Here is a 25,187-nt window from a genome sequence, read left to right on the forward strand (position 1 = left end):
TTAATCTTCTCACTTCTTGCTTCGTACTTCGCACATACTTTTTTATCTTTGCACCTCATTTAAAATAAAATAGCATGCAAGACGGTTTATACGCAAAATTTAATACCTCAAAAGGCGAGATAGTAGTCGCATTAGAATATCAAAAAACACCAGGAACAGTTGGTAATTTTGTAGCATTAGCTGAAGGAAACTTAGAAAACTCAGTAAAACCACAAGGAACACCTTATTATAACGGATTAAAATTTCATAGAGTGATTCCAGATTTTATGATTCAAGGTGGTTGCCCACAAGGTACAGGTTCAGGGAATCCTGGATACCAGTTTGACGACGAGTTTCACCCAGATTTAAAGCACGATGGACCAGGAGTATTGTCTATGGCAAACGCAGGACCAGGAACAAACGGAAGTCAGTTTTTTATCACTCATGTTGAAACACCTTGGTTAGATAACAATCACACTGTGTTTGGTAAAGTGGTAGAAGGACAAGATGTAGTAGATGCTATTGCACAAGGTGACGAAATTAATACTTTAGAGATTGTAAGAGTTGGAGCTGATGCTGAAAACTTTAATGCTGTTGAAGCGTTTAGAACATTTGAAGGTGCAAGAGAAAAACGTTTAGCTGCTGAACGTGAAGCTGCAAAAGCTGAGCTAGATAAATTAGCTGCTGGTTTTGATGAAACTAAAAGCGGTTTAAGATATCAAATCATTCAAAAAGGAAACGGAAAAGCTGCTGAAGCTGGTAAAATGGTATCAGTACATTATAAAGGTCAGTTAGCCGATGGTACTGTGTTTGATTCTTCATACAAGCGTAACCAACCGTTAGATTTTCAAGTAGGAGTAGGACAAGTTATTCCTGGTTGGGATGAAGGTATTTGCTTATTAAACGTTGGTGATAAAGCACGTTTAGTAATACCTAGCGATCTTGGTTATGGTAGTAGAGGAGCAGGTGGAGTTATACCTCCAAACGCTACTTTAGTGTTTGATGTAGAATTGATGGACGTAAAGTAGATTGCCACTTTTTACAGTAAACACGTAACAATACATTAAAAAAATCGTCTCATTTATAAATGAGACTTTTTTTTGCTCTGGTCTCAACTAATAACCAATCCAACCAACTATTATGAAACGTAATACACTATTTCTTTTACTTACAGTAATTCTTCTAAGTGCGTGTTCTAAAAACGTCAAATTTTCTCCAGAATTTAAAGCGCAAACTACAGGACGTTATTTGTATCATGATAATGATGTAATTGACGTCTTCTATAAAGACAATGCCATATATTTTAATTGGCGTGAAGGTGTTATAAAGCCTGTCGTAATGGATAGCAATGAGTTTTTTGTAAGTGATTTGTATGCTAAGTTGAGGTTTGTAAAACACCCAGAAACCGAGGTGTTTTACCTATCTGAAATTTCAAAGGACAATGAAGATTTAATTACTTATGATTTTATAAAAGTTGCAGATGACTACAAAACACCACGTATGCACTTAAAAGATAAAGAATACAAACAAGCGGTTGAAGGTTTTCTTGCAATGAAGAAAAAAGATTCCACTAAAGATGTGGTTAATGAAGGTGAAATTAATCAACTTGGTTATCGCTTAATTAACGATAAAAAATACGACGATGCTATAGAAGTTTTAAAAATGAATGTGGTTATGTTTCCTGAAAGTTCAAATGTGTATGATAGTTTAGGTGAAGCATATTTAAGTGCAGGTGATAGTGCGCAAGCCTATAAAAACTACAAAATTGCGTTTGAAATGAATCCTCGTAATACGAGAGCACAAAACATTGCCGAAACACTTATTAAGTATCAAGATTCTTTGTAAACTAAGGACTAAAACTGCTTTTTATCAAGGTTTTATAAGCTTTGTTTTAGTCTTATGTGTTTCAAAAACAATCGATTACCCTGTTTTTAATTCATTACATCGAAAAACTAACATATGCTTGTTTTAGTATTAGTTTTATTACTAATTTCAATCTATGATAAGTGTAAAACATACGCCTTTATACGAACAAGTATTGAAAGAATTCAATTATGAATTTGGAGATGTTTTTGTGTTTAAAGGGTATTTGATTTCTGAAATTTCTGAAGGTATTAATTTCACTTGGGAAGATCATGGTAACCGAATTGTAGAAGATGTTTCAAAATTCATTGGAGGCAATGGTGCAGATATTGTATATCTATCTCACCGAATACATTCTTATTCTGTAAAACCTAATGGTTGGGTGAAATTCTTTAAAGGAAATTATGCGCTAAAAGGTTATGGAGTAGTTGGCTATTCTAGCAAAAGCTTTCTTAATACCTTAATTGAAAGCTTATTCTTCACACAAAAAATAAGACGTTTTAACGATTTAGATGCTGCAGTACAATGGGCTACTCATGATATATTGACTAACGCAGACTCATAAAAAAAAGCACTTTGGTAAAAGTGCTTTTAATACTCTATAATTAAGAAGTTACTTTCGTTTTGCTACAAAGGTTCCATTAGGTTGTATTGCTTTTAGTTCAATTATTTTACCATCTTCTGTTTCAACAAATTCTACTTTAAAACCTTCAAGAGTTTTAAAAGAGAACTTATGCTTATCAGTAGCCATGAGTTCATATTCTGGTTGACCAGGAACAAAAAGATACAGTGTTTCTTCTTTAACATACACCTTTAAAGTGGTGCCTGCTAATTCATATTCACCAGAATATTGCTCAAGCGTTTTTAGGTCTATGTCAATAGTACTTGGAGTACGTTTAAATTCAATAGCATTAACCATTGGATCTAACTTTAGTTTTGCTCCGGAAATGTCTCCAGCATCATTAGTTTGAAAGTTTATCTTAAGCGCTTTACCATACTGCGTGGTGTCAACTTTATTGTCAGTAACATCAACCATTTCAAAAACATCATAATGAAAATGATTAAAATAAATTTTTTCTCCATTAGCTTCAGAAAATAATGAGTCGTTTTCTACATAAATTTTAAAATCGCCATAACCTTTGTTGGAGTAAGTTCCTGTATAGTCAAGAGTAATATGCGAAGGTTTTGTGTTTTTTACGTTTGAAATTGAAGACTCTTCTTTTGCTTCGGCTTGTGCTTGTTTGCTTTTTTCAAGATTTTCTTTATGGCGTTCTGCCCAATCAGTTTGTTCTGCACCAATCATTCTATCAGCAATTGTATTTCTAACCAAAGATGGAACCGCTGAACCATTTTGGTTGGTAAGTACAACAATTCCAATTTTATCGGTAGGGAAAAACGCTACGTTAGCCGAAAACCCATCAATATTACCACCATGTTCCACTCTATAATGCCCTTTATAAGACTGTAAGAACCAGCCGTAACCATAGTTGTTTAAATAAATATCAGGAAATTCTTTGTCAGGAATATTACTGCTAATAACCATTTGAGACCCTATAGCTTCAGTGATGTAGCTTTCAGGTATAATCTCTTTATCATTAAACTTTCCATTGTTTATCCATGTAATCAGCCATTTGGTCATATCATACACACTGCTATTTATAGCTCCTGCAGGAGACATACCAGCAATATCATAGTATTTCATTTTACTAATGGTGTTGTCGTCTTTTAACAAATAGCCATAAGCAGCATTTGAGGCTGATTTCATTTCAGAAATAGATGCATTGGAACGATTCATACCAAGAGGTTCAAAAAACAACTCTTTAATATTGTCTTCCCAAGTTTTACCTGTAATTTTTTCAGCAATAACACCTTGAGCTAAAAAGCCAAAATTATTGTAATACCATTGTTGTCTTATACCTGTAAAAGGTTCTTGATATTTTACTCTTGCCAATAAGCTGTCTTTGTCATGTGTTGGGAAAAAATACCATGAACCATCGTGCCTTGGAAGACCTGTGCTGTGTCTCATAAGGTCTTTTATAATGATATTGTTGTTCATGTCATTATTATAAAACTCTAATTCAGGTATGTGAAGTCTAGGATTATCGTCAAAAGAGAGTTTTTCGTCAGCTCTTAAAACTCCTAAAATAGCAGAAGTAAATGCTTTTGAGGAAGACCCAATAGCGAATAGTGTGTTGATGTCTACAGGTGTTTTGTTTTCGTAGTCTCTGTATCCAAATCCTTTGGCATAAACTACTTTTTCGCCTTCAACAACAGCAACTGCAAAACCAGGTGCATTAGTAACTTCGAGTATTTTATTGAGCTCCTTTTCTATACCTCTAAGTCGTTTGTCTTGGGCATTAAAGGTTATTGAAAATAAAATACTAAACAGGAATAAAACTGACTTTTTCATTGTGTTGGTTTTTAGATAAGTAATAGCTACTTCATTAGTAGTAAATGTAGGCTTTTAGTTACTCATTTTCTCAATTTTTTACAATTCGTCATAAAAAACATACAATTCGGTGACATTGAATTTCAGTATTAATAGGTCTGTTGCAGTTTTGTGGCACCAATCAAAAAACGAACAGTTTAAATCAACTATTACAATGAAACAATTTATTACGTATTTAGTATTGCTTTTTACAACAGTTGCTATAGCTCAAACAACAGTTAATGGTAAGGTAACCAATACTTCTGGTGAGCCAGTTTTTGGAGCAAATGTGTATCTAGATGGTACTTACGATGGAGCTACGACTGATGAACAAGGTAATTTTAGCTTTACTACAGAAGAAACAGGGCAACAAACTTTAATAGTGTCCTTTTTATCTTATGAAACAAAATCAATTACCAATGAGGTAACAACATTTACTGATGTTCAAATTAAGTTAAGAGAAGACGTTAGTGTATTGGATGCAGTTGTTATTTCAGCAGGAACTTTTGAAGCTAATGATAACAGTAAAGTTTCGGTACTTAAACCTTTAGATGTGGTAACTACTGCAAGTGCTTTAGGTGACTTTGTTGGTGCTTTACAAACATTACCAGGAACATCAACAGTTGCTGAAGATGGAAGACTTTTTGTAAGAGGTGGTGATGCTGCCGAAACTCAAATTTTTATTGATGGTATTAGAGTATTTACACCTTATAGCCCAACACCTAACAATATGCCAACAAGAGGTCGATACTCTCCATTTTTATTTGACGGAATTACATTTTCAACAGGTGGATATTCAGCAGAATACGGACAAGCACTTTCTAGTGTGTTGCTGTTGAACACTATTGACGAACCAGACCAAGAAAAGACAGATATTAGTATAATGACTGTTGGAGGAGGATTAGGTCACACCGAAAAATGGAACAATTCCTCATTGAGTGTTAATGCGTCTTATATAAATTTAGCACCTTACATTGCTTTGTTTCCAGATAGAAATGATTGGGAAAAGCCATATAGAGGTGCTCAAGGAGAAGCTGTTTTTAGACAAAAATTCGATTCAGGTTTATTAAAGTTTTATGCTGCTTTTGATACTTCTAATTTAGAATTGAATCAAGAAGATATTAATTATGAAGAGGGAATTGATTTTAAATTAAAAAACAACAATTTCTACACAAACGCTAGCTACAGTGGTGTGTTAAACAATAACTGGTCTATAAAAACAGGTTTAAGTTATACAGTTGCCAATACTGATGTAGGTATTATTGATAGCGATATTGATAATAAAGAACATTCTGCTCATTTTAAATTAAAACTTAAAAAACGATTCAGTAGTCGTTTTAAATTAAGCTTTGGAGCAGAACAATTTTTAACCGATTTTAATGAAACGTATACTGACGAGAGCATTAGTGCTAGCTATGGCTTTAATGACAATATATCTGCAGTTTTTGCTGAAACTGATATTGTATTCAGTAAAAAACTAGCATTAAAAGCTGGTTTACGAGGTGATTATTACAACACTACTAAGCGTTTTGATGTTGCACCTAGAGCATCTTTTGCTTACAAGACTTCAAAAAACGGTCAGGTATCATTAGCTTATGGTAACTTTTTTCAAACTGTTTCAGGAGATTATTTAAAGTTTGATAATGACCTTAAAACACAAAACACACAGCATTATATTTTAAACTATCAGCATGTAAGTGATGGCAGATTGTTTAGAGCTGAAGCCTATAGAAAAGCGTATGACAACTTGGTGTTGTTTGATACTGATATGGCGAGTTTTGATAGCGACTATACTAATGAAGGCTCTGGATATGCTCAAGGATTAGATGTTTTTTGGAGAGATAATAAGAGTTTAAAAAACATAGATTACTGGTTAAGTTATTCTTATTTAGATACCGAAAGACAATACCTTAATTACCCAGAAAAAGCGCAACCAAGTTTTGCGAATACACATAATTTTTCAGCAGTAGTAAAGTATTGGGTAGATGATTGGAAAAGTCAACTTGGGTTAAGTTACAGCTACGCTTCAGGACGACCATATACTAACCCAAACAGAAATGGTTTTTTAAATGAAACCACTAAAAGCTATAACAGTTTAAGTTTTAACTGGGCCTATTTATTAAGCCAACAAAAGATACTTTATTTTTCAGTGAATAACGTCTTAGGATTTAATAACATTAATGGGTTTCAATATTCTAATACGGCAAATGCTAACGGAAATTTTAACAGACAAGCCATTTTACCAGCAGCAGATCAATTCTTCTTTGTTGGATTTTTCTGGACGATTAGCGACGATGGAAAGGATAATCAGTTAGATAATTTATAAAAACCATAATAGATTACAATGAATAGTAATTACCAATAATAAATTTTCGTTGTCAGGTCGAGCGCAGTCGAGACCTTATTAAACAACTTATTGAGTTTTATTGACCTCTCGACTGCGCTCGAGGTGACGTAAGTAATGATAAATTACAAACAATAAAAATCACAATTCAGTAACCAAAATTTACAGTTCGGTACTATAGATTTTCAAACGGTTACCATACTTAAGATATTTGAATCAAATTAAAAACACAAACACTAAATCAATACAAAATGAAACATTTAATTATCATCGCAACACTAATGGTTTCAGGAATTATACATTCGCAAACCAATTTTGAAAAAGGAATGCAAAAAGCATTTAGCCTTTGGGAAGCTAACAAATGGGACGAAGCCGAAAATATGTTTGAACGCATTGCAAACGCTGAGTCAGACCAATGGTTACCACATTACTACATTGCTCAAATGAATAGCTTAAAAAGCTGGAGCGAAAAAGACGCTAACGTTCTTAAAGCACAGTTAGACAAAGCTCAGGAACACTTAAACACTGCTATGTCAATTAGTAAAGACAATCCTGAATTATTGGTAATGCAAGCACATGTATTAACAAACTGGGTTGCTTTTGATGGGATGACCTACGGAATGAAATACTCAGGGAAAATTAGTGAATTGTACAGTAAAGCCTTAAAAATTGCTCCAGATAATCCAAGAGTAGTATCAGGAAAAGCTGAATGGGATATGGGAAGTGCTAAATATTTTGGACAAGATACAGCACCATTTTGTAAAGATCTAGAAAGAGCATTAGAACTTTTTGCTAACTTTAAACCAGAATCACCATTTCACCCTAATTGGGGAAAAGAGCGAGTTGAGCAAACAGTTGCAGCTTGTAAAGAATAATTATATTAAACAAAAAACTAAAGTATCATGATCAAATCCTTCAAAAATGCAGCGCTTACGTTCTTTATTGGCTGTGCAGTTTTTATAGTAGGTAACTTATTTTATGATGGGTTTGATTTTAATAACTTCAACGACTTTTTGATAAGCTTTTGCTTCTATCAAATGTATAGTTTCTTGCTTGGGTATTCTAACTACTACTATTTTGCGTTCCTTGAAAAATTCAACTGGACCAAAAAGCAACGTTTTCAAAGAATACTTATAGGTCTTGTTGGTTCGGTTGCTATTACCATGTTAGGCTTGTTTATTATGAATGCTTTTCAATACATCGTTTATCGAGGTGTGTCATGGGAAGATTTTATAGCCTTACAAAGCTGGAACCAATATAGTTTTGGATTGTGGATTACAATGACCATTGTTGTTATTTTTCACCTAGTCTATTTCTATAATCGCTATCAGCAAAATAAAGTAAAAGAGCAAAAAGTAATAGCAGGAACAGCAACAGCAAGGTTTGACGCGTTAAAAAATCAATTAGACCCACATTTTTTGTTCAACAGTTTAAATGTGTTAACCAGTTTAATTGAAGAAAACCCAGACAGTGCACAACGGTTTACAACATCACTTTCAAAAGTATATAGATATGTACTTGAGCAAAAAAATAAAGACTTAGTAACCGTTGACGAAGAATTGGATTTTGCTCGAACCTATATGCTGCTATTAAAGATGAGGTTTGAAGATAGCTTAACGTTTGATATTCCTGAAAAGGCATCAAACCCTGAAAGTAAAGTGGTACCATTATCGTTACAGTTACTGTTAGAAAATGCTGTAAAGCATAATATGGTAACATCTACCAAGCCTTTGCATATTAAAATATATGAAGATGCAAACGAAAACCTGGTTGTTGAAAATAATCTGCAACCTAAACAAATAGTAAAAAAGAGTAGTGGAGTAGGTCTCGAAAACATTAAACAACGTTATCAGCTCCTTACTACTAAAAAAGTATACATCAATCAACAAGCAAACCGTTTTGCAGTTGCAATACCAATGCTTACAAAACAAATATCAATCATGAGAAAGTCTGAATTACCATCGCAATTTGACGACAGTTACATACGTGCAAGAAAGCATGTAGATAATCTAAAAGAGTTTTACTACGGTTTAATTTCGTACTGCTTAGTCATTCCTTTTTTAATTTTCATCAATTACAAAACGTATTGGGGATTTCAATGGTTTTGGTTTCCAATGTTAGGTTGGGGAATGGGAATAGGTTTCCATGCTTACAAAGTATTTGTTAACGATGGCGTTTTAGGAAGAACCTGGGAAAAGCGTAAGATTGAGCAATTTATGAAAGAAGAAGAACAGAAAAAATGGAACTAAAGGCTATGGAACAGTTTAATTACAATCCCGAGAATAATCAACTCGAAGATAAAATACGTCATGAAGAAGCGTATTTAAGAGCTAAGAAAAAAGTAGAAAAAATAGTAGGCTTCTACTGGCATTTGGCATCATACATTATTATAAACATTGTTGTTATTTTTATTATAGTGTATAGTGGTGGTAGTTTAAAAAGCTTTGCTACGTATTCAACAGCCTTTTTTTGGGGAATAGGACTGCTTTTTCACGGATTAGGCGTTTTTGGACCAGACTTTTTATTTGGAAAGCAATGGGAAGCCAAAAAAATAAAAGAATTTATGGATAAAGATAAACAAGATTGGCAATGAGAATTATCATTATTGAAGACGAAAAACCATCAGCACGTAGGTTACATAGAATGATTGAAAGGTTAGATCTTACTGTAGAAACCATGTTACACTCGGTTGAAGAAGCCTTGGATTGGTTTCAAAATAACCAACATCCTGATTTAATTTTTTTAGACATACAATTAAGCGATGGTTTATCGTTTGAAATTTTTGAACACATTGATATAAAGTCTGCTGTCATCTTTACAACAGCTTACGATGAGTATGCGTTACAAGCCTTTAAATTAAATAGTATTGACTATTTATTAAAGCCTATTGACGAAGACGATCTTGCTAAAGCAGTAAGCAAATACAAAGAGCGTTTGCCACAGCAACAAGCCGTAACGTTAGACTTTAACGATATTAAAAAACTGTTGGTAAACCCAATAGAGCGAGAGTATAAAAAACGATTTTCGGTAAAAGTTGGTCAACACCTTAAGCTTATTAATATTGATGAGATTGAATGTTTTTACAGCGAAAACAAAGGCACTTATGCCTATACTGTCGAAGGTAGAAACTACTTGTTAGATTTAACCTTAGAACAGTTGGAAGACGAACTTGAACCACAAACCTTTTTTAGAATAAGCCGAAAGTTCTTTGTTAATATTAATGCTATAAAAGACATGATTAGCTATACTAACTCCAGACTTCAGGTAAAGTTAAAAAACTACAATGAACAAGATGTTATTGTAGCTAGAGAGCGTGTTAAAGATTTTAAACTGTGGTTGGAGTAGATTTTTAAGTTTATTTAACGGGATTGTGGTGTACATATATTATTTGAGATTCAAGCACTAAAAAGTTAAATAAACCTCTAGTTTTTTCATCTAATAATAGGTGACTAAAAAATATATAACTCCGTCAGAGTGTTGTGTCACTAACTCTCAAGTTTTTAAATTCTGGTTTCACCAGCTTAATTATAATATATTATTGTTTAACCACTTTTTTAATACTGATAACTTCTCCTTTTTTCATGAATTTAATCATGTAAACACCAGAAGGAAACTTACTTAAGCTTATGAAATTATTGGTTGAGCTAATTGTTTTATTGCTGATTTTTTTACCAATTTGGTTGTAAATTACAGCCTCTAAAGTTTCATCGGTTACTACATACACCAAAGATTCTGTTGGGTTAGGGTAAACAATTAAACTGTTTTCAGTGAGGGTAATAGGCTCAACGCTTAAAGTTGAATCGTCAAACTCATATGCACCTATTTCTATTTCACCACCTAATACTCGAGCTAGTCCAGAAATATCCAGAGAAGAACTGTTCTCAGTCTGATCTCCAGCATTAATTAATAAACTACCTATTGCTGGCACTAAACCATCATCAGTAGTGCCAAAAATATCATCTTCACCATAAGGATCACTGCTATTTACAAACGGGTCTGAAGTTAAAGCAACAAATGTTGACGCGTTTGTAGTACTAATACCGCCACCTGTACCATCTGAAGCATTGTTTGATGAAGAATCATAAATATTGTAATCTCCTTCGTAGTCTGAAATAGAGTTGTCGCTACTCCTAACATTACTATAAAATACAGTATTGTATAGTATAGGAGCAGGAAAATAATTGCTGTATACACCACCACCTTCGTTGGTGGCTGTATTATTAAAAATAGTTACATTGGTAAGTGTGATTAAAACATTTAAAGATGAATTGTCGCCATCATTACACAAGCCACCTCCATTATAAGCCATATTGTTACTAATTATTACATTCGTTAATATTGGGTTCGAATTATCATTGTTATAAACCCCACCGCCATTGTTGGTGGCTGTATTGTTACTGATGCTGACATTGGTTAATGTTGGGTCAGATTTCCCTGTGTTATAAACCCCACCACCATTATTGGTGGCAGTATTGCTGCTGATAGTCACTTGATTAAGAGTAGGACTTGAGTTGTTGTAATTACACATTCCACCACCGTTATTGGTTGCGGTATTGTTGCTAATGATTGTTTGATTAAGAACTGGACTTGAATTATCATTGTAAATTCCGCCACCTTCGCCAGCGGTATTGTTACTAATAGTTACGTTTGTTAATGTTGAGGATGAACCATAACTTAGATACATGCCACCACCATAACTGACGGCGGTGTTGTTAGTAAAGGTGACATTAGTTAGTGTTGCATTTGAAGAATATAAATATAATCCACCACCATTAAAAGCGGTGTTGTTGGTAAAGGTGATATCGGTTAGTGTTACGTTTGAGGAGTATAATCCACCACCAATATCTGCGGAATTGTTATCAAAAGTCACATGGTTTAATGTAGGATTATCATTATTACCATAACTATACATTCCACCACCATAACTTGCAGAATTGTTACTAAAGGTAACATAGTTTAATGTAGGGCTTGATGAAAAGTCTATAGGGTATAAAGTACTATGATTATACATGCCGCCTCCACTATTGCTATACCCGTTTTGTATAATTAAATGATCAAATAATGCATCTGGTGTTAAATCTTTTGTAGACAATATTTGCACGCCTGTAGTGCCGCCACTTGGGTTGCCGCCATCTAAGGTTGTGTAACTTGTTTGGGTGTTGGTATTGGTATCATAGCCTCCTTTAATAAGAACGTTTTTGTCTTCAACATAAATTGTTTCGGTTAAATTAATAGTTTGTGTGGCAATTCTAATTTCAGCACCTTCACAAGCCAAATCAATTGCAGTTTGTAAATCGGTAAAAGCATTATCCCAGTTAGAACCATCATTATTACCTGTAGCTAAGGCATTATCAACATAAATAGTATCATTTAAACATACATAACTATATTCATAAGCGCCAATGTCTATAGTGCCGTTAAAAACACGCTCTCTACCAGTAGGATCGTAAGTCTGAGCATTATAACTGTTATTGCCCACGTCTAATATCTGTTTTCTTATAGCAGGAATTAAACCATCGTCTGAAGTTCCAAAAATATTGTCTTCACCATCTGGGTCACTACTATTAAAAAAAGGATCTTCAAATAACTCTACATAAGTGTAGTAGTCTGAATTTGAAAAAATACCACTTAAAAAGGAAGCATCTGAAGCAATGTTAGATGATGATGCATCAACAGCATCACCAGCAGCATCATTGCCATAACTAGCTGTATTACCATAAAAAACAGTATTGTGTAGAATAGGGGTAGATAAACCTGAATTGTTCATTCCTCCACCACTAGCAAACAAAGAGGTATTATGACTGAATGTGACATTGATTAAAGTAGGACTTGAAGTGAAATTCAACATCCCACCAGCATGATAAGTTGCCGTATTGTTGCAAATAGTTACATTGGTTAAAGTTGGGTTGGAGTAATTGTTGAATATACCACCACAAATTTCACCTGCTGTATTGTTGTAAATAAATATATTGGTTAGTAATGCATTTGAAAAGTAATTGTACATACCACCGCCTTCTACTGAGTATCCATTTTGAATAACTAGGTGGTTTAATTCACTTGCTGTTGTTAAGTTTGATGTAGATAATACTTGAACACCAGTAGTTCCACCGCTTGGGTTACCTCCATCTAAAATGGTGTAACCTGTTTGGGTATTAGTTGCGGTATCATATCCTCCTTTTATAATTCTATCTGAGGTTACATGAATTGTAGTTGTCACATTAAATGTTTGTGCTGCAATTCTAATTTCGGCACCTATACATGCATTATAAATGGCAGTTTGCAAGTCGGTAAAAGCATTATCCCAATCGGAGCCATCGTTATTACCGGTTGCGGTAGTGCTTACGTACACAATACTGCTAGAACAGGGATTGGATTGTACTTCGTAAGCTCCAATATCAATAGTAGTATCATAAATTCTTGGTTGACCTGCTATATCAATAACTTCTGAAATGAAGCTGTTGTTACCAACGTCTAACAATGGACTTCCCAAACCTAGAATCAAACCATCATCGGCAGTACCAAAAGTGTTATCAGCGCCATCGGGATCATTATCATTAATAAAAGGAGTTTCTGTTAAAGCTATGAAATTGGTTGAATTGCTTATGTTTCCGCCCAAACCATTAGAGGCATTATTAGAAGATAAACCGTTTATATCTCCTGTTAAGTTTGAAATAGAGCTGGAATAACCTGTTGAGATATTATTAAATAATACGGTGTTTTTAATCGTAAAGTCGGAATTATAATTATATATGCCAGCAGCACTACTAGCGGAGTTATTAGTAATCGTGGCATTAACAACTGTAATTTCAGTATTTTGATTGTTATACATGCCACCAGCATAAGTGGCTGCAATATTATAGCTAATTATTGCGTTAGTAAACACAGGGTTTGAATCACTATCATTAAAAATCCCGCCACCAGAATTAGCATAATTATTAATGAAGATTATATTAGTAAGTGTAGGGCTCGATGCATCATTGTACATGCCGCCTCCATTTTCAGTTGTATATCCGTTACTAATAACCAGGTGGTCAAACAATGTAACTGATGTTAAACTTTGTGTGCTTAAAACTCGGTATGTATTTTCTCCATCTAAAGTGGTGTAACCAATTTGGGCGTTAAATGTAGAATTATAACCGCCTTTTATAATTAAATTTAAATTGTTAATTGTTATTGTTGAACCAAAATTAATAGTACCTTCGGTAATCAAAATTTCGTCCCCATTAGTAGTGGCAACTAATAAAGCGTCTGATAAATTATTAAAAGGGCTTGAAATGGTTCCTGAGCCAGAAGTTGGTTGGTTTAAATCTACATAATAAGTAGTGGCATTCAGATTTTGAAAAGAAAATATCAAAATCATGAGAACAAAAAGTGGTTTCATAGTTTTTAGTTTGGTCAAAACAAATGTATATAATTAATTTTAGGTAGCCTTCTCTATAGTTACGTATAGCTTAAAAATATTCTGAAAAATTTTAAGAAGATATTAAGAAGCAATCAGAAATAAACTCTCTGTTAATGTTGAACCAATTTTCCGTTTAAACATCTCAAATTAAGTCTATCTATTTTTTATAATAACTCTTTTTATGTTAAAAGATAAGTCGCAAAAAAATGCGCTTTTACAGTTTGTTTTTGTAATCTTTACTTTTTTTTATACGAAGGAAGTCTAGTCATCAATACGATTGTCATCAAAAGCCGATGGTAACAATTTAGGAATAAATTTTATAAAAATAGGCAGCAAAAGCATACCACCTGGTAACATAAAAATGGCTAAACTAGGTATAGATTTAAAAATATCTAGTAATTGGTCTTGTACTTTTTTTTGTTCGTCGTCACTAAGTGGTCTTGTGGTTGACTTGGTAAGCAATATCATGAGCTCTTTACTTTCTTTAAGCTCTTTGAGTAAGCGTTTGCTATTACGTTTTATGAGTTTTCGTACCATTTTACTGGAGTTGTCATAAAAACTCTGAACCATGTTTTTAGAGTTCAGTAATGCAATTTTATCTTTATTGGTTTCATAAAACACATTAATATGTTCAATGGAAGCCTCAATAATATCTTGTTTTACATCAAGGTCTTTGCCTAGTTTTTGTAAAAACTGTTTCTCTTCAAGGTCAATGGTTTTATCACTCCAAAACGCCATACATACAATATCAGTAATGTAGTATTTGCTGAGTCGTCCGTTTATAAAAGTAATCACTTCGTTATAGCTATGTGTTCTATTGTCCTGGTATCTCAATGATGCTTCAATGAGTTTAATAAGGCTTTTGTCGTATTTGGTTTTTTCCGATTTGTTTTCAAAAACCTCAATAATAATGGTTTCAATAGCTGCTTCAAGATTTTTTAAGTAGGTCTCAGAAACTACATCTGTTCTAAGGTACTTTTGATACGCAATAACATCAATAAAAAGCAGTGCGTTGGTGATAAAGTAATTAAAGTTTTTTGTGAGGATATTGTCATCAATATGCACACGTTTATTCACCATAGCTTCCAAAAGCTCAGAAGATTTTTTTTCGCCTAAAAGCTCTTCAAAAAAAGAAGATTTGTAAACATCAATAGTGTTGTAAAAGTTAATAACACTTTCAATAAAATCTGCTTTGTCACCTTCCTTGTTGTGGATGTAATAAAAAGAGGCTAAAAGGTTTACTTTGGTCAACTCTTCATGAAGAAACTCTCTGTTTTCAATGCAATTATCTACAATAGAAATATTACTTCCGTAGATAAATCCACTTTGCTTTAAGGCTACATAAAAGTCGTCCAATTTTAGTTGACAAAAAGAGGTGTTGGCACTGAGCTCCTTGAGTAATTTTTTTATCCAGCCATTGGCAGAAGGATTCATGGGCTTAAGATTATAGAGTAAAGATAGTTTTAAATTTTAAAAGCGCTATAATTTTTTTGTTAACAAAAATTTAACAAAACCGCACTTTAGATTTTTCCGTAGGTAGAGCAGAGACAAAACAATTAATTAACAAAAATCTCATTATTATGAAAAAATCAAAAATCTTTTTAGGGATCGCAATTGTTGCAGTTGCAGGTTTCATTGCCATTGCAGCAGACCACATTGATGCGCCAGCGGTTCAAGGTGGTACGAACGATATTACTGACTTTTATGCTTTTCAGGGAGAAGACACAAACAACCTGGTATTTGTAGCAAATACACAAGGTCTTTTGAGTCCTTCAGCCACTGGAAGTGCTTCGTTTGATGAAAATACTCTTATAGAGTTTAACATTGACACTACAGGTGATAATGTTGAAGACTTGGTAATTCAAGCTACTGCAAGAGATGGAAAAATGTACTTTTTTGGACCAGCAGCACCTAGCTCAACAGGATTAAGCAGTTCTATTTTAACAGCTTCACAACAGGGAGTTGTAGACATTACAAGCTATGGTTCTTCTGCTACTATTTCAACAAATGGAGGAATGCGCTTTTTTGCAGGACCACGTGACGACCCTTTCTTTATGGACTTTGCTCAGTATAGCGCAATTGTTGGCGGAACAGCTACAGCATTTAACAATCCAGGTGACGACACATTTGCAGGAACCAATGTAATGTCTGTTGTTGTTGAAGTTCCAAAATCAATGATTGGAGGAACAGGAACAATAAATACTTGGGTTGAAACTAAAAGAAAACAATAAACTTTAAACACATTAATATTATGAAACTAAATACTATAAAACTTTATGCTATTGCAGCACTTATAGCCTTAACAGCATATAACTGTAATAATGACGATGATAGTAATACCGAACCAATTGGACCTGATTTTTCAGGTACATATATACAAGAAGATCAAATGGGTAGACCAGCTGTAAACACAGTGTTTGTGTCTTCATCTAGTAAAGATGATTTTAATACTACAATACCTTCAAATCAAGGAGCAGCATTTCAAAGTATGTTTCAAACTAACTTGGAAGCCTTAAGTCCTGCTTATGCAAATCCAGGAGATACTAATGCACTAGGTTTAGACTCTGCAACATTTACAGGTCTTTTAGCTACTGATGTGTTGAATGTATCATTAGATGGAACAACTACATTTTATGATGGTACCAATGTGCTTACTGGTAGAGCACTAGCTGATGATGTTATTACAGTAGAACTGCTATTGATTTTTGGAGGTGAAGATTTTTCTGAAAACCCAACTTTAAGCAATGATAACGTTGACGCAAATGATAAGGAATTCCTTACCTCATTTCCATACTTGGCTTCGCCATGGTAATACAATTTTAAATAACCTTGAAATATTTAGTTAGTCGTATTTCAAGGTTATTTAACAACTAACAAAAAACTCTCAATACTCATGAACTCTCTATATAAAATAGTGTTGTGCTGTGCAATTATTGTATCTAGTTGCACAACACCACCAAAAAAAATTACTGATACTAATGATTATAATATTTACCTTGAATTAGCCCAGAATAAGGCGTTGCAAGCTGCTAAGAACGATAATGAATTTTGGAAACAAAAGTTAGAAACTACACCTAATCAGTTTCCATATTTAGGAAAACTTGCAACGTCATATTCTAATTTATTTGAAATTACAGGCAAAATTTCATACCTAAAACAAGCTGAAAACTACTTGGTACAAGCCAATAAGGCAACCGAGCAAAAAGATGCAGGTTACTTAAGAGCATTAGCTTCAAACTATATTTCTCAACACAGATTTAAAGAGGCTTTACAACAGCTTACCAAGGCTGAGTTAATAGGAGAAAACCTTGAGGCAACTCAAAAAATGCTTTTTGATGCTCATTTAGAATTGGGTAACTATAAGTTAGCACAAGGCTATCTGGAGATGTTTAAAGATTTTAGTGATTTTGATTATCTCATTCGTTTATCAAAATGGAGCGATCATAAAGGAAATCTGGATGCTGCTATTAAATACATGGAAAAAGCAAAATCTATTGCTGAATCTTCTAATCTTAACGGAATTAAACAATGGTCTTACACCAATCTTGCCGATTTTCATGGTCATGCAGGAGAAATTGAAGCTTCATACAATCATTATTTAAAAGCATTAGAATTAAATCCAAACGATGCTTATGCTAAAAAAGGAATAGCTTGGATCGTTTATTCTCATGAGAACAATCCTGATGAAGCTTTACGAATTTTAAACACTGTTACTACCACTTTTTTTGCTCCAGATTATTACCTACTTAAAGCTGAAATTGCCGAATATAAACAAGACATAGCTTTAAAAAACGAGCAGCTAAAACTGTATAAAGAAGCTGTAAAAGATACTTCTTATGGTGATATGTATAACAAATACAATGTGTTGTTGTATGCCTGTGAAAAAGAAAATAGGGATGAAGCTATAATGATTGCTAAAACTGAAGTAGATAACAGACCAACACCACAATCTTATGATTTGTTGGCTTGGGCTGAATTTAAAAACGGAAATCTAAATGGAGCCTTAAATATTGTTGAAAACCACATAGCTGATAAAACTTTTGAACCTGAAACACTGTACCATATAGCTGAAATTTACAAGGCTTTTGGTAAGTATGAAAAAGTGAAACCTTTAAAAGAAGAACTCTTAGGAAGTCTGTATGAACTGGGACCAACCATGAAAGAAAAGATAGAACAACTTTAATCACTCAACATTATGAAAATTAAACATACAATATTGGTATTACTAATGTTAATGGTGAGTTCTACTGCTTTTTCACAGCATTTAAAAGGTAAGGTTTTAAACACTTTTAGTCAACCTTTGGAATCTGCTTATGTATTTAACGTTACTACCAAAAGTCATGCGCATTCATCTGAAAATGGTCTGTTCACTATTGATAATACAAGTGTAGGAGACAGTCTAAAGATAGGATTGTTGGGATATGAAACAAAGTTTGTTGTTGTAAGCTCTTCAAGTTTTGAAGCAACACTACTTATTACGCTTCAGGAAAAGGCGTTTCAATTAGATGAAATGATAATTACTGAAGAATTAAATACAGCAAGTACTATAACTAGGTTGGATATGAATACCAATCCGTTGAATTCATCGCAAGAAGCACTGCGTAAAGTCCCTGGATTAATTATTGGACAGCATGCTGGAGGAGGAAAAGCAGAACAAATTTTTCTTAGAGGTTTTGATATAGATCATGGTACTGATGTATCAATAAATGTAGATGGTATGCCAGTAAACATGGTGTCTCATGCGCATGGGCAAGGTTATAGCGACTTACATTTTTTAATACCAGAAACGGTTAATAAAATAGATTTTGGTAAAGGTCCTTATTATGGAGATAAAGGCGATTTTACTACAGCAGGTTTTGTAGATTTTTCTACAAAAGATTATCTAAAAGAAAGTGCGATAACATTTTCAATGGGAGATTTTAATACCTTAAGAACTCTTGGGATGTTTAATCTTCTAGAAAAGTCAAAACATCAAAATGCATGTATAGCTACTGAATATTTAGCAACCGATGGACCTTTTGAGTCGCCTCAAAATTTTAATCGAATTAATGTATTTGGAAAGTATGTTACTTTTTCATCAGATAATTCAAAATTGTCATTAACTGCTTCTCACTTTACAAGCAGATGGGATGCTTCTGGTCAAATTCCGCAACGTGAAGTTGATAATGGAAATATTACACGTTTTGGAGCTATTGATGATACTGAAGGAGGAGAAACCCAACGCACAAATTTTAACGTTGAATTCAATAAGTATATCACAGATAACACACGCTTAAAAACCAATGCGTTTTATTCGCATTATGCTTTTGAATTGTATTCTAACTTCACATTTTTCTTAGAAGATCCAGTTAATGGAGATCAAATTAAACAGCAAGAGGATAGACATATTTTTGGTGCTAATGCAAGTGTTGTTAAAGAAACTAGTTTAGGGTCAACTCCTGTAACTATTAGTTCTGGTTTAGGTCTTAGACATGATATTGTAAATGATATTGAACTGTCGCATACACTTAACAGAAAAACCACTTTAGAGCAAATACAATTGGGTGATTTAAATCAAATAAATGTAGATGCTTTTGTAAATGCAGAATTTGAGTTTGGAAAGCTTAAAGTAGCTCCTGCATTGCGCTTAGACTATTTTAAGTTTTTATACAACGATAAGTTACAAGCTAATTACATTACGCAGTCTGAAACTAAAACAATTTTAAGTCCGAAACTTAATTTTTATTACGATGCAGCTAGTAACCTTCAACTGTTTTTAAAATCAGGAATTGGTTTTCACTCTAATGATACAAGAGTTGTTGTAAGTAATCAAGGAGAAGATGTTTTACCAAGAGCTTATGGATTGGATTTTGGTAAAGTATGGAAGCCATTTCCAAAACTAGTGCTTAATTCGGCATTGTGGTATTTGTTTTTAGAACAAGAGTTTGTGTATGTAGGAGATGCTGGAATTGTAGAACCTAGCGGAAAAACTGAACGTTATGGACTTGATTTAGGCTTAAGGTATCAATTTAATGATTGGTTGTTTTTTGATACTGATGCAACAATTACGCATGCTAGAAGTACAGAAGATCCTGATGGACAAAACTATATTCCGTTAGCTCCTGATTTTACATTGGCTGGAGGATTATCGATTAATGATTTGAATGGATTTTCTGGAGGAATTAGGTATAGATATATTGATGATAGACCAGCAAATGAAGACAATAGTATTGTAGCTGAAGGCTATTTTGTAACCGATTTTAATGCTAACTATAGTTTTGATAATATCACTTTAGGGTTTGTAATAGAAAACCTTTTTGATACCGAATGGAATGAAACACAGTTTGCTACAGAGTCTCGTTTGCAAAACGAAGCACAGTCTGTTGAAGAAATACATTTTACACCTGGAACACCTTTTTTTATTAAAGGAACTATTGCATACAGGTTTTAAATAGAAGATGCAATTTGACTATTAATTTGAGGGAAATAATGGTTGACAACAACTAGCAAAAATAAATTGATATAGGTTGAATTAGTGGTAAACCATACTAGTTATGGTTGTTTTTAGAGTTTTTTTGTTAGTGGAAAGTGTCTGTTTATCTTGTGTAAGCAGGCATTTTCTTTTTTAAATTAAAAAAGCATTAAACTATTGTTTAATGCTTTTTGTTATATTCTAAAAGAGATTTTTTAAGGAGCAGATGGCGTAACAACACCAAGTGTATAAAGTTGTTCCATTGTTGGAGATTCGCTTCCACCTTCAGGTTCTAGTGTGATACCAAAAGCTTGACTTTCAAAAGTATTTGCTATAGTAAATATCTTGTTGTCATCAGTATTAAAATCATCAATAGTACCTAAACTTTTTGGTGTTAATGGGTTTAAGGTTAACGACCATACTTGCCAAACTTTGCCTTCAGGTGCATTAGGTAATCCTTGAGCATCTAAGTAAATGCTGTTGTCTGCTTTATTCCAGTATACTTTAGCATAAGCATTTTCAAACTCACCTTGTCCACCAAGTGGTACAGCAATGATGTCTTTATCACGTAGTACGTTTAAAAGGTTTTTTGTTGCTGCAAGATCATTTTTAGCAGCTTCAATTTGCTCTTCTAAAAAGGCATTTTCAATATCAGCTGTAGTAATATCAGCTTCTAATTGCTTGTTTTGGTTTAGTGTCCACAGTAAACCAGCTCCTACAATAAGAGCAGCTGCCCAACCAGTATAAGTAAACCAATTATACTTAGGTTTAGTTATTGAAACAACCTTAACCTCGTTATCACCAAGGTTTAGTTTTTCTTTAATTATATTGAAAATATGAGAGCTAGATTTTGGCGATACAGCACTTGTAAGCTTTATAACAGAAGCTTCAATTTCTAATACTTCCTGTAAAATTTCAGGATGCTTTAGCATAAGTTCATACACTTCTTTACTTTCTTTTTCAGAAAGTGATCCTGCAACGTAAAGTTCCAAAATTCCAGATTCTATGTATGCTTTAATATCCATTTACTTTATTAACATTTCTCTTAATTCCTTAATGCAATTTCTGTTTCTTGTTTTTATAGTACCTATAGGCATTTCAAGTGTTTCAGAAGCTTCTTTTTGAGTGTAACCTTTAAAATAAAGTAGCTCAATAACTTTAATACACTTTTTGGCAAGTTTCTTTACATATTTTGAAATACCAATAGCATCAGTTTTGTCATTAAGGTTTTCATTGTTTTCCAAGATATCTACGAAAAATTCCGCATCAAGGTTTTTCTTTGAGTTTTTAAATGCTTTTGACCTTGTTTTATCTATGGCTGCGTTTCTTGCAATGTTTAAAATCCAAGTAAAAAAACGTCCTTTTTCAGGTGAGTAGCTGCTAGAATTATGCCATACTTTTATAAAAACATCTTGCATAATTTCTTCAGCTATATCGTTGTCTCTAACAATGTTGTAGATAACTCCATGCATGCTTTCGCTATACATATTGTATAACGATTCAAATGCTTTTTCGTCTTTTTGTTGAAACTGAGATATAAGAGTTTCTAGTTGCATTGTTTGGTTTTAAGAATACCGAAAATAGTGAATTTAAACCAAAGAAAAAAGCTACACGAGGTAGCTTTAAATCTTTATTGAGTATTTAAATTTTGTTATTCGATAATTCCTCCACAGCTTACTCTACTGCCTGCAGCTCCAGATGGTTGAGAGGTAAAGTCGTCTGTTCCTTGGTGAACAATAACAGCTTTTCCTAAAATGTCTTTAGTGTCATCGCCACAGCCAATACACCATTGGTCAGTACTAAAAGTAACGGTTCCTTTTCCGTTTGCGTTAGCACTAAAGTTTCCTATGTCTCCTTTATGGTACCCTTTGTCGTCTCCCCATTTTCCATGAGGTTGAGCAGTTGGGTTCCAGTGACCACCTGTTGAGGTTCCATCTGCTGATGAACAATCGGCTTTTTCATGAAGGTGAATAGCGTGAGAACCTTCAGTTAAACCATCAAAAACAGCAATCATAGTAACAACACCTTTTTCCTCTTTAAAAAGAGCATTACCAGTAACATTACTTTCGCTTTTAGCTTCAAGTTTTACAGTTACTTTTTTTACTACATCAGTTGGAACGTAAGGCTCTGAGGTTGTTTTTTTGGTTTCGGTAGCTGTAGGAGTTTCGGTTTCTACATTGTCTGTTGCTGTTTCAGTTTCTTTTTTATCGCTTTTACAAGAAATATTGAAACTTAATACTAATGCAACTATAATAAGAAGTGTTTTTTTCATTTTGAATTTAGGTTTTTAAATGAATAGTGAAGGTAAGCATTATTTCAAATAAATTAAAACAATAGCTAACTTTTATATGATAAATGTCATAGTATAACTGTTGTTGTGCGTCTACCTTTGAAGTATAAAATTACATAAATGAATCATAACGAATTAATACGCAAGTACAACATACCAGGACCAAGATATACAAGCTATCCAACTGTACCATTTTGGGATATGGATACATTTTCTCTCAAGCAATGGAAAGCCTCAACACAGCAATCGTTTGTTGAGAGTAATAACAGCGAAGGGATTAGTCTTTATATTCATTTGCCTTTTTGTGAAAGTTTATGCACATTTTGTGGTTGCAATAAACGAGTCACCAAGCGTCATGAAGTAGAATCTCCTTATATAACTGCACTTTTAAAAGAATGGCAATTGTACTGTAATTTGTTTGAGAGTAAACCTGTAATTAAAGAATTGCATTTAGGTGGAGGCACACCAACTTTTTTTTCGTCTCAAAACTTAGAGCGGTTAATTGAAGGAATTACCCGAAAAGCAGTTTTGGCAGACCATTATGAGTTTAGTTTTGAAGGACATCCAAACAATACTACAAGAGAGCATTTACAAACACTTTTTAACCTAGGATTTAGACGAGTGAGTTTTGGAGTTCAGGATTATAATGAAACAGTTCAAAAAGCAATACATAGAATTCAGCCATTCGAAAATGTAAAATATGTGACTGAAACCGCAAGAGAAATAGGATATACAAGCATAGGACACGATATTATTTTTGGGCTTCCGTTTCAAACAGTTGAGCATATTAAAGAAACCATTGAAAAAACAAAACAGCTAATGCCAGATCGAATAGCATTTTATAGCTATGCGCATACGCCATGGATAAAAGGTAATGGTCAAAGAGGTTTTAATGATGCCGATTTGCCAAAAGCCGAAGACAAGCGATTGCAATATGAAATAGGTAAAGATATGCTTAATGTAGCAGGATATTCTGAAATAGGAATGGATCACTTTGCATTGCCAACAGACACCTTATATGAAGCTATGACAACACAAAAACTACATAGAAATTTTATGGGTTATACAGCTTCAAAAACTCAAATGATGATAGGACTAGGTGTGTCGTCAATTAGCGACAGTTGGTATGGTTTTGCTCAAAATGTAAAAGGTATTGAAGAGTATTATCATTTAATTGAAGAAGGGATTATTCCTGTATTTAAAGGACATATATTAAATGAAGAAGATTTAGTTATTAGACAACATATTCTTAATTTAATGTGTCACTATAAAACCTCATGGAAATGTGAGTCGTTAAAGCTTAATGATTTAGAATCAATTAAAGCTAAATTATCTGAAATGATAAAAGACGAGTTACTAATACTAGAAAATGAAGGTTTAAAGGTTACTAAAAAGGGAAAGCCTTTTGTGCGCAATATCTGTATGGCATTTGATGTGTTGTTGCGACGAAAACAACCTGAAAAACAATTGTTTTCTATGACAATTTAATAACCTTAAAAACTTGTGAAACACATAAAAAAGTTGTAAATTAATACTTACAAAAAACACAAAATTTAACCTTTAAAAACACCCTAAAAATGAAAAAAATAATAGTTCCAATAGACTTTTCTGAACACTCTGAATATGCTTTAGAAGCTGCTGCTGTAATGGCAAAACAAAATCATGGAGAGGTTTTGGCGTTACACATGTTGGAGCTTTCTGATGCAGTTTTAACCAAAGGAAGTCTAGAACAAGGAGAAGAAGCTATTTTTTATTTAAAACTAGCTGAAAAACGATTTGAAGAATTTTTAGATAAAGACTATCTAAAAGGTGTAACTGTAACTCCAATTGTTAAACACTTTAAGGTGTTTAGTGAAGTGAGTCAAGTAGCACAAGACCATAGTGCAGATTTAATAGTAATGGGATCGCATGGTACTAGCGGCTTATCCGAAATATTTGTAGGTTCAAATACTGAGAAGGTGGTAAGACATTCTGAAATTCCTGTTTTGGTTTTAAAAAACAAGTTAGAATCTACTGCTTTTAAAAATGTATTGTTTGCAACAGATTTCTCTAAAGAATCTATAGATGTTTACAAAACAGCAATTAATAAATTTGAAGGTATGGGAGCAAAAGTGCATTTGGTTTATGTAAATACTCCTGGCAAGTTTTTGAATTCTACCGAAATGAGGCAAAAAGTATCCGGTTTTTTAACAGCTGCAACAGGCAATACAGATGCAATGTCGCAAACAACTTTTGTATCAGATTATACAGTTGAATCTGGTATTTTAAATCATGCTAATGCTATTAATGCCGATTTAATTGCTGTAGCAACACATGGTAGAAAAGGGATTACACATTTCTTTGAAGGCAGTATTTCTGAAGATATTGCAAACCACGCAATACTACCAGTAATGACATTTAAAATCTAATATACTTATATCTTACTTTGGT

The 25,187-nt window shown here is 33.4% G+C and carries 20 protein-coding genes; 14 read left to right on the forward strand and 6 right to left on the reverse strand.

Translation table 11 applies throughout. The annotated features are described in order from the left end of the window. Positions 1-74 precede the first annotated feature (74 nt). The 3 genes from A8975_RS08085 to A8975_RS08095 all read left to right on the forward strand — a co-directional run bounded on the left by A8975_RS08085 (position 75) and on the right by A8975_RS08095 (position 2,407). A complete protein-coding gene (locus A8975_RS08085; RefSeq protein ID WP_129761244.1) occupies positions 75-1,007 on the forward strand; it encodes a peptidylprolyl isomerase in 933 nt (310 codons plus the stop codon). 112 nt (positions 1,008-1,119) lie between these two features. Continuing rightward, entirely contained in the window at positions 1,120-1,824 is a 705-nt protein-coding gene (locus A8975_RS08090; protein ID WP_134199662.1) for a tetratricopeptide repeat protein, read from the forward strand. Positions 1,825-1,978: 154 nt separating this feature from the next. Then, positions 1,979-2,407, forward strand: coding sequence for a hypothetical protein (locus tag A8975_RS08095; RefSeq protein ID WP_131508316.1), 429 nt, complete (start codon positions 1,979-1,981; stop codon positions 2,405-2,407). Positions 2,408-2,455: 48 nt separating this feature from the next. On the opposite strand, the gene A8975_RS08100 is transcribed toward A8975_RS08095, so the two are convergent. Then, entirely contained in the window at positions 2,456-4,252 is a 1,797-nt protein-coding gene (locus A8975_RS08100; protein WP_134199664.1) for a serine hydrolase, read from the reverse strand. Between the two features lie 193 nt (positions 4,253-4,445). On the opposite strand from A8975_RS08100, the gene A8975_RS08105 reads away from it, so the two are divergent. The 5 genes from A8975_RS08105 to A8975_RS08125 all read left to right on the forward strand — a co-directional run bounded on the left by A8975_RS08105 (position 4,446) and on the right by A8975_RS08125 (position 9,959). Beyond that, complete coding sequence (locus tag A8975_RS08105) at positions 4,446-6,596, forward strand: TonB-dependent receptor (RefSeq protein ID WP_134199666.1); 2,151 nt, start codon at positions 4,446-4,448, stop codon at positions 6,594-6,596. 269 nt (positions 6,597-6,865) lie between these two features. Beyond that, on the forward strand, positions 6,866-7,489 hold the full coding sequence (locus A8975_RS08110; RefSeq protein ID WP_129761249.1) for a tetratricopeptide repeat protein: 624 nt from the start codon (positions 6,866-6,868) through the stop codon (positions 7,487-7,489). A 27-nt stretch (positions 7,490-7,516) separates the two neighbouring features. Then, positions 7,517-8,863 (forward strand): 2TM domain-containing protein, encoded by a 1,347-nt coding sequence (locus A8975_RS08115; protein ID WP_134199668.1) that lies wholly within the window; start codon positions 7,517-7,519, stop codon positions 8,861-8,863. Then, positions 8,854-9,207 (forward strand): 2TM domain-containing protein, encoded by a 354-nt coding sequence (locus A8975_RS08120; RefSeq protein WP_238155816.1) that lies wholly within the window; start codon positions 8,854-8,856, stop codon positions 9,205-9,207. The genes A8975_RS08115 and A8975_RS08120 overlap by 10 nt, the downstream gene beginning before the upstream one ends. Next, complete coding sequence (locus A8975_RS08125; RefSeq protein ID WP_134199671.1) at positions 9,204-9,959, forward strand: LytR/AlgR family response regulator transcription factor; 756 nt, start codon at positions 9,204-9,206, stop codon at positions 9,957-9,959. The genes A8975_RS08120 and A8975_RS08125 overlap by 4 nt, the downstream gene beginning before the upstream one ends. Before the next feature lie 190 nt (positions 9,960-10,149). Here A8975_RS08125 and A8975_RS08130 read toward each other — a convergent pair whose 3' ends face one another. Both A8975_RS08130 and A8975_RS08135 read right to left on the reverse strand, forming a co-directional pair. Continuing rightward, a complete protein-coding gene (locus tag A8975_RS08130; protein WP_134199673.1) occupies positions 10,150-13,995 on the reverse strand; it encodes a beta strand repeat-containing protein in 3,846 nt (1,281 codons plus the stop codon). Between the two features lie 282 nt (positions 13,996-14,277). After that, a complete protein-coding gene (locus tag A8975_RS08135; protein ID WP_134199675.1) occupies positions 14,278-15,450 on the reverse strand; it encodes an LETM1-related biofilm-associated protein in 1,173 nt (390 codons plus the stop codon). Between the two features lie 146 nt (positions 15,451-15,596). On the opposite strand from A8975_RS08135, the gene A8975_RS14745 reads away from it, so the two are divergent. The 4 genes from A8975_RS14745 to A8975_RS08155 all read left to right on the forward strand — a co-directional run bounded on the left by A8975_RS14745 (position 15,597) and on the right by A8975_RS08155 (position 20,446). Beyond that, the gene (locus A8975_RS14745; RefSeq protein WP_134199677.1) at positions 15,597-16,247 is read left to right on the forward strand and encodes a DUF4331 family protein; all 651 of its coding nucleotides are present in this window, start codon (positions 15,597-15,599) and stop codon (positions 16,245-16,247) included. 20 nt (positions 16,248-16,267) lie between these two features. Then, the gene (locus tag A8975_RS14750) at positions 16,268-16,828 is read left to right on the forward strand and encodes a DUF4331 family protein (RefSeq protein ID WP_131508334.1); all 561 of its coding nucleotides are present in this window, start codon (positions 16,268-16,270) and stop codon (positions 16,826-16,828) included. An 81-nt stretch (positions 16,829-16,909) separates the two neighbouring features. After that, positions 16,910-18,199 carry a tetratricopeptide repeat protein gene (locus A8975_RS08150; RefSeq protein WP_134199680.1) on the forward strand — a complete coding sequence of 430 codons (1,290 nt, stop codon included), beginning with the start codon at positions 16,910-16,912 and terminating at the stop codon, positions 18,197-18,199. A 12-nt stretch (positions 18,200-18,211) separates the two neighbouring features. Beyond that, positions 18,212-20,446 carry a TonB-dependent receptor gene (locus A8975_RS08155; protein WP_134199682.1) on the forward strand — a complete coding sequence of 745 codons (2,235 nt, stop codon included), beginning with the start codon at positions 18,212-18,214 and terminating at the stop codon, positions 20,444-20,446. 236 nt (positions 20,447-20,682) lie between these two features. Here the strand turns inward: A8975_RS08155 and A8975_RS08160 are convergent, their stop codons facing one another. From A8975_RS08160 to A8975_RS08170, 3 genes are all read right to left on the reverse strand, one after another. Continuing rightward, positions 20,683-21,492 (reverse strand): anti-sigma factor domain-containing protein, encoded by an 810-nt coding sequence (locus tag A8975_RS08160; protein WP_134199684.1) that lies wholly within the window; start codon positions 21,490-21,492, stop codon positions 20,683-20,685. Beyond that, on the reverse strand, positions 21,493-22,023 hold the full coding sequence (locus tag A8975_RS08165) for an RNA polymerase sigma factor (RefSeq protein ID WP_129761258.1): 531 nt from the start codon (positions 22,021-22,023) through the stop codon (positions 21,493-21,495). 95 nt (positions 22,024-22,118) lie between these two features. Then, positions 22,119-22,739: a superoxide dismutase family protein gene (locus tag A8975_RS08170; RefSeq protein ID WP_131508342.1), complete on the reverse strand. Its 621-nt coding sequence runs from the start codon at positions 22,737-22,739 to the stop codon at positions 22,119-22,121. A 138-nt stretch (positions 22,740-22,877) separates the two neighbouring features. Between A8975_RS08170 and hemN the strand changes: the two genes are divergently transcribed. Continuing rightward, a complete protein-coding gene (gene hemN / locus A8975_RS08175) occupies positions 22,878-24,245 on the forward strand; it encodes an oxygen-independent coproporphyrinogen III oxidase (RefSeq protein WP_134199686.1) in 1,368 nt (455 codons plus the stop codon). An 89-nt stretch (positions 24,246-24,334) separates the two neighbouring features. Further along, the gene (locus A8975_RS08180) at positions 24,335-25,165 is read left to right on the forward strand and encodes a universal stress protein (protein WP_134199688.1); all 831 of its coding nucleotides are present in this window, start codon (positions 24,335-24,337) and stop codon (positions 25,163-25,165) included. Positions 25,166-25,187: the final 22 nt, after the last annotated feature.

Source organism: Meridianimaribacter flavus (assembly GCF_004366715.1).
Taxonomy (GTDB): Bacteria; Bacteroidota; Bacteroidia; order Flavobacteriales; family Flavobacteriaceae; genus Gaetbulibacter_B; species Gaetbulibacter_B jejuensis.

Bases quoted from the DNA above. Each gene is read 5' to 3' on its own strand.
- A8975_RS08130 (WP_134199673.1), bottom strand. From the start codon at position 13,995: ATGAAACCACTTTTTGTTCTCATGATTTTGATATTTTCTTTTCAAAAT.
- A8975_RS08165 (WP_129761258.1), bottom strand. From the start codon at position 22,023: ATGCAACTAGAAACTCTTATATCTCAGTTTCAACAAAAAGACGAAAAA.
- A8975_RS08115 (WP_134199668.1), top strand. From the start codon at position 7,517: ATGATCAAATCCTTCAAAAATGCAGCGCTTACGTTCTTTATTGGCTGT.
- A8975_RS08160 (WP_134199684.1), bottom strand. From the start codon at position 21,492: ATGGATATTAAAGCATACATAGAATCTGGAATTTTGGAACTTTACGTT.
- A8975_RS08105 (WP_134199666.1), top strand. From the start codon at position 4,446: ATGAAACAATTTATTACGTATTTAGTATTGCTTTTTACAACAGTTGCT.
- A8975_RS08180 (WP_134199688.1), top strand. From the start codon at position 24,335: ATGAAAAAAATAATAGTTCCAATAGACTTTTCTGAACACTCTGAATAT.
- A8975_RS08110 (WP_129761249.1), top strand. From the start codon at position 6,866: ATGAAACATTTAATTATCATCGCAACACTAATGGTTTCAGGAATTATA.
- A8975_RS08095 (WP_131508316.1), top strand. From the start codon at position 1,979: ATGATAAGTGTAAAACATACGCCTTTATACGAACAAGTATTGAAAGAA.
- hemN (WP_134199686.1), top strand. From the start codon at position 22,878: ATGAATCATAACGAATTAATACGCAAGTACAACATACCAGGACCAAGA.
- A8975_RS08150 (WP_134199680.1), top strand. From the start codon at position 16,910: ATGAACTCTCTATATAAAATAGTGTTGTGCTGTGCAATTATTGTATCT.
- A8975_RS08125 (WP_134199671.1), top strand. From the start codon at position 9,204: ATGAGAATTATCATTATTGAAGACGAAAAACCATCAGCACGTAGGTTA.
- A8975_RS08135 (WP_134199675.1), bottom strand. From the start codon at position 15,450: ATGAATCCTTCTGCCAATGGCTGGATAAAAAAATTACTCAAGGAGCTC.
- A8975_RS08170 (WP_131508342.1), bottom strand. From the start codon at position 22,739: ATGAAAAAAACACTTCTTATTATAGTTGCATTAGTATTAAGTTTCAAT.
- A8975_RS08090 (WP_134199662.1), top strand. From the start codon at position 1,120: ATGAAACGTAATACACTATTTCTTTTACTTACAGTAATTCTTCTAAGT.
- A8975_RS08120 (WP_238155816.1), top strand. From the start codon at position 8,854: ATGGAACTAAAGGCTATGGAACAGTTTAATTACAATCCCGAGAATAAT.
- A8975_RS08085 (WP_129761244.1), top strand. From the start codon at position 75: ATGCAAGACGGTTTATACGCAAAATTTAATACCTCAAAAGGCGAGATA.
- A8975_RS08100 (WP_134199664.1), bottom strand. From the start codon at position 4,252: ATGAAAAAGTCAGTTTTATTCCTGTTTAGTATTTTATTTTCAATAACC.
- A8975_RS14745 (WP_134199677.1), top strand. From the start codon at position 15,597: ATGAAAAAATCAAAAATCTTTTTAGGGATCGCAATTGTTGCAGTTGCA.
- A8975_RS14750 (WP_131508334.1), top strand. From the start codon at position 16,268: ATGAAACTAAATACTATAAAACTTTATGCTATTGCAGCACTTATAGCC.
- A8975_RS08155 (WP_134199682.1), top strand. From the start codon at position 18,212: ATGAAAATTAAACATACAATATTGGTATTACTAATGTTAATGGTGAGT.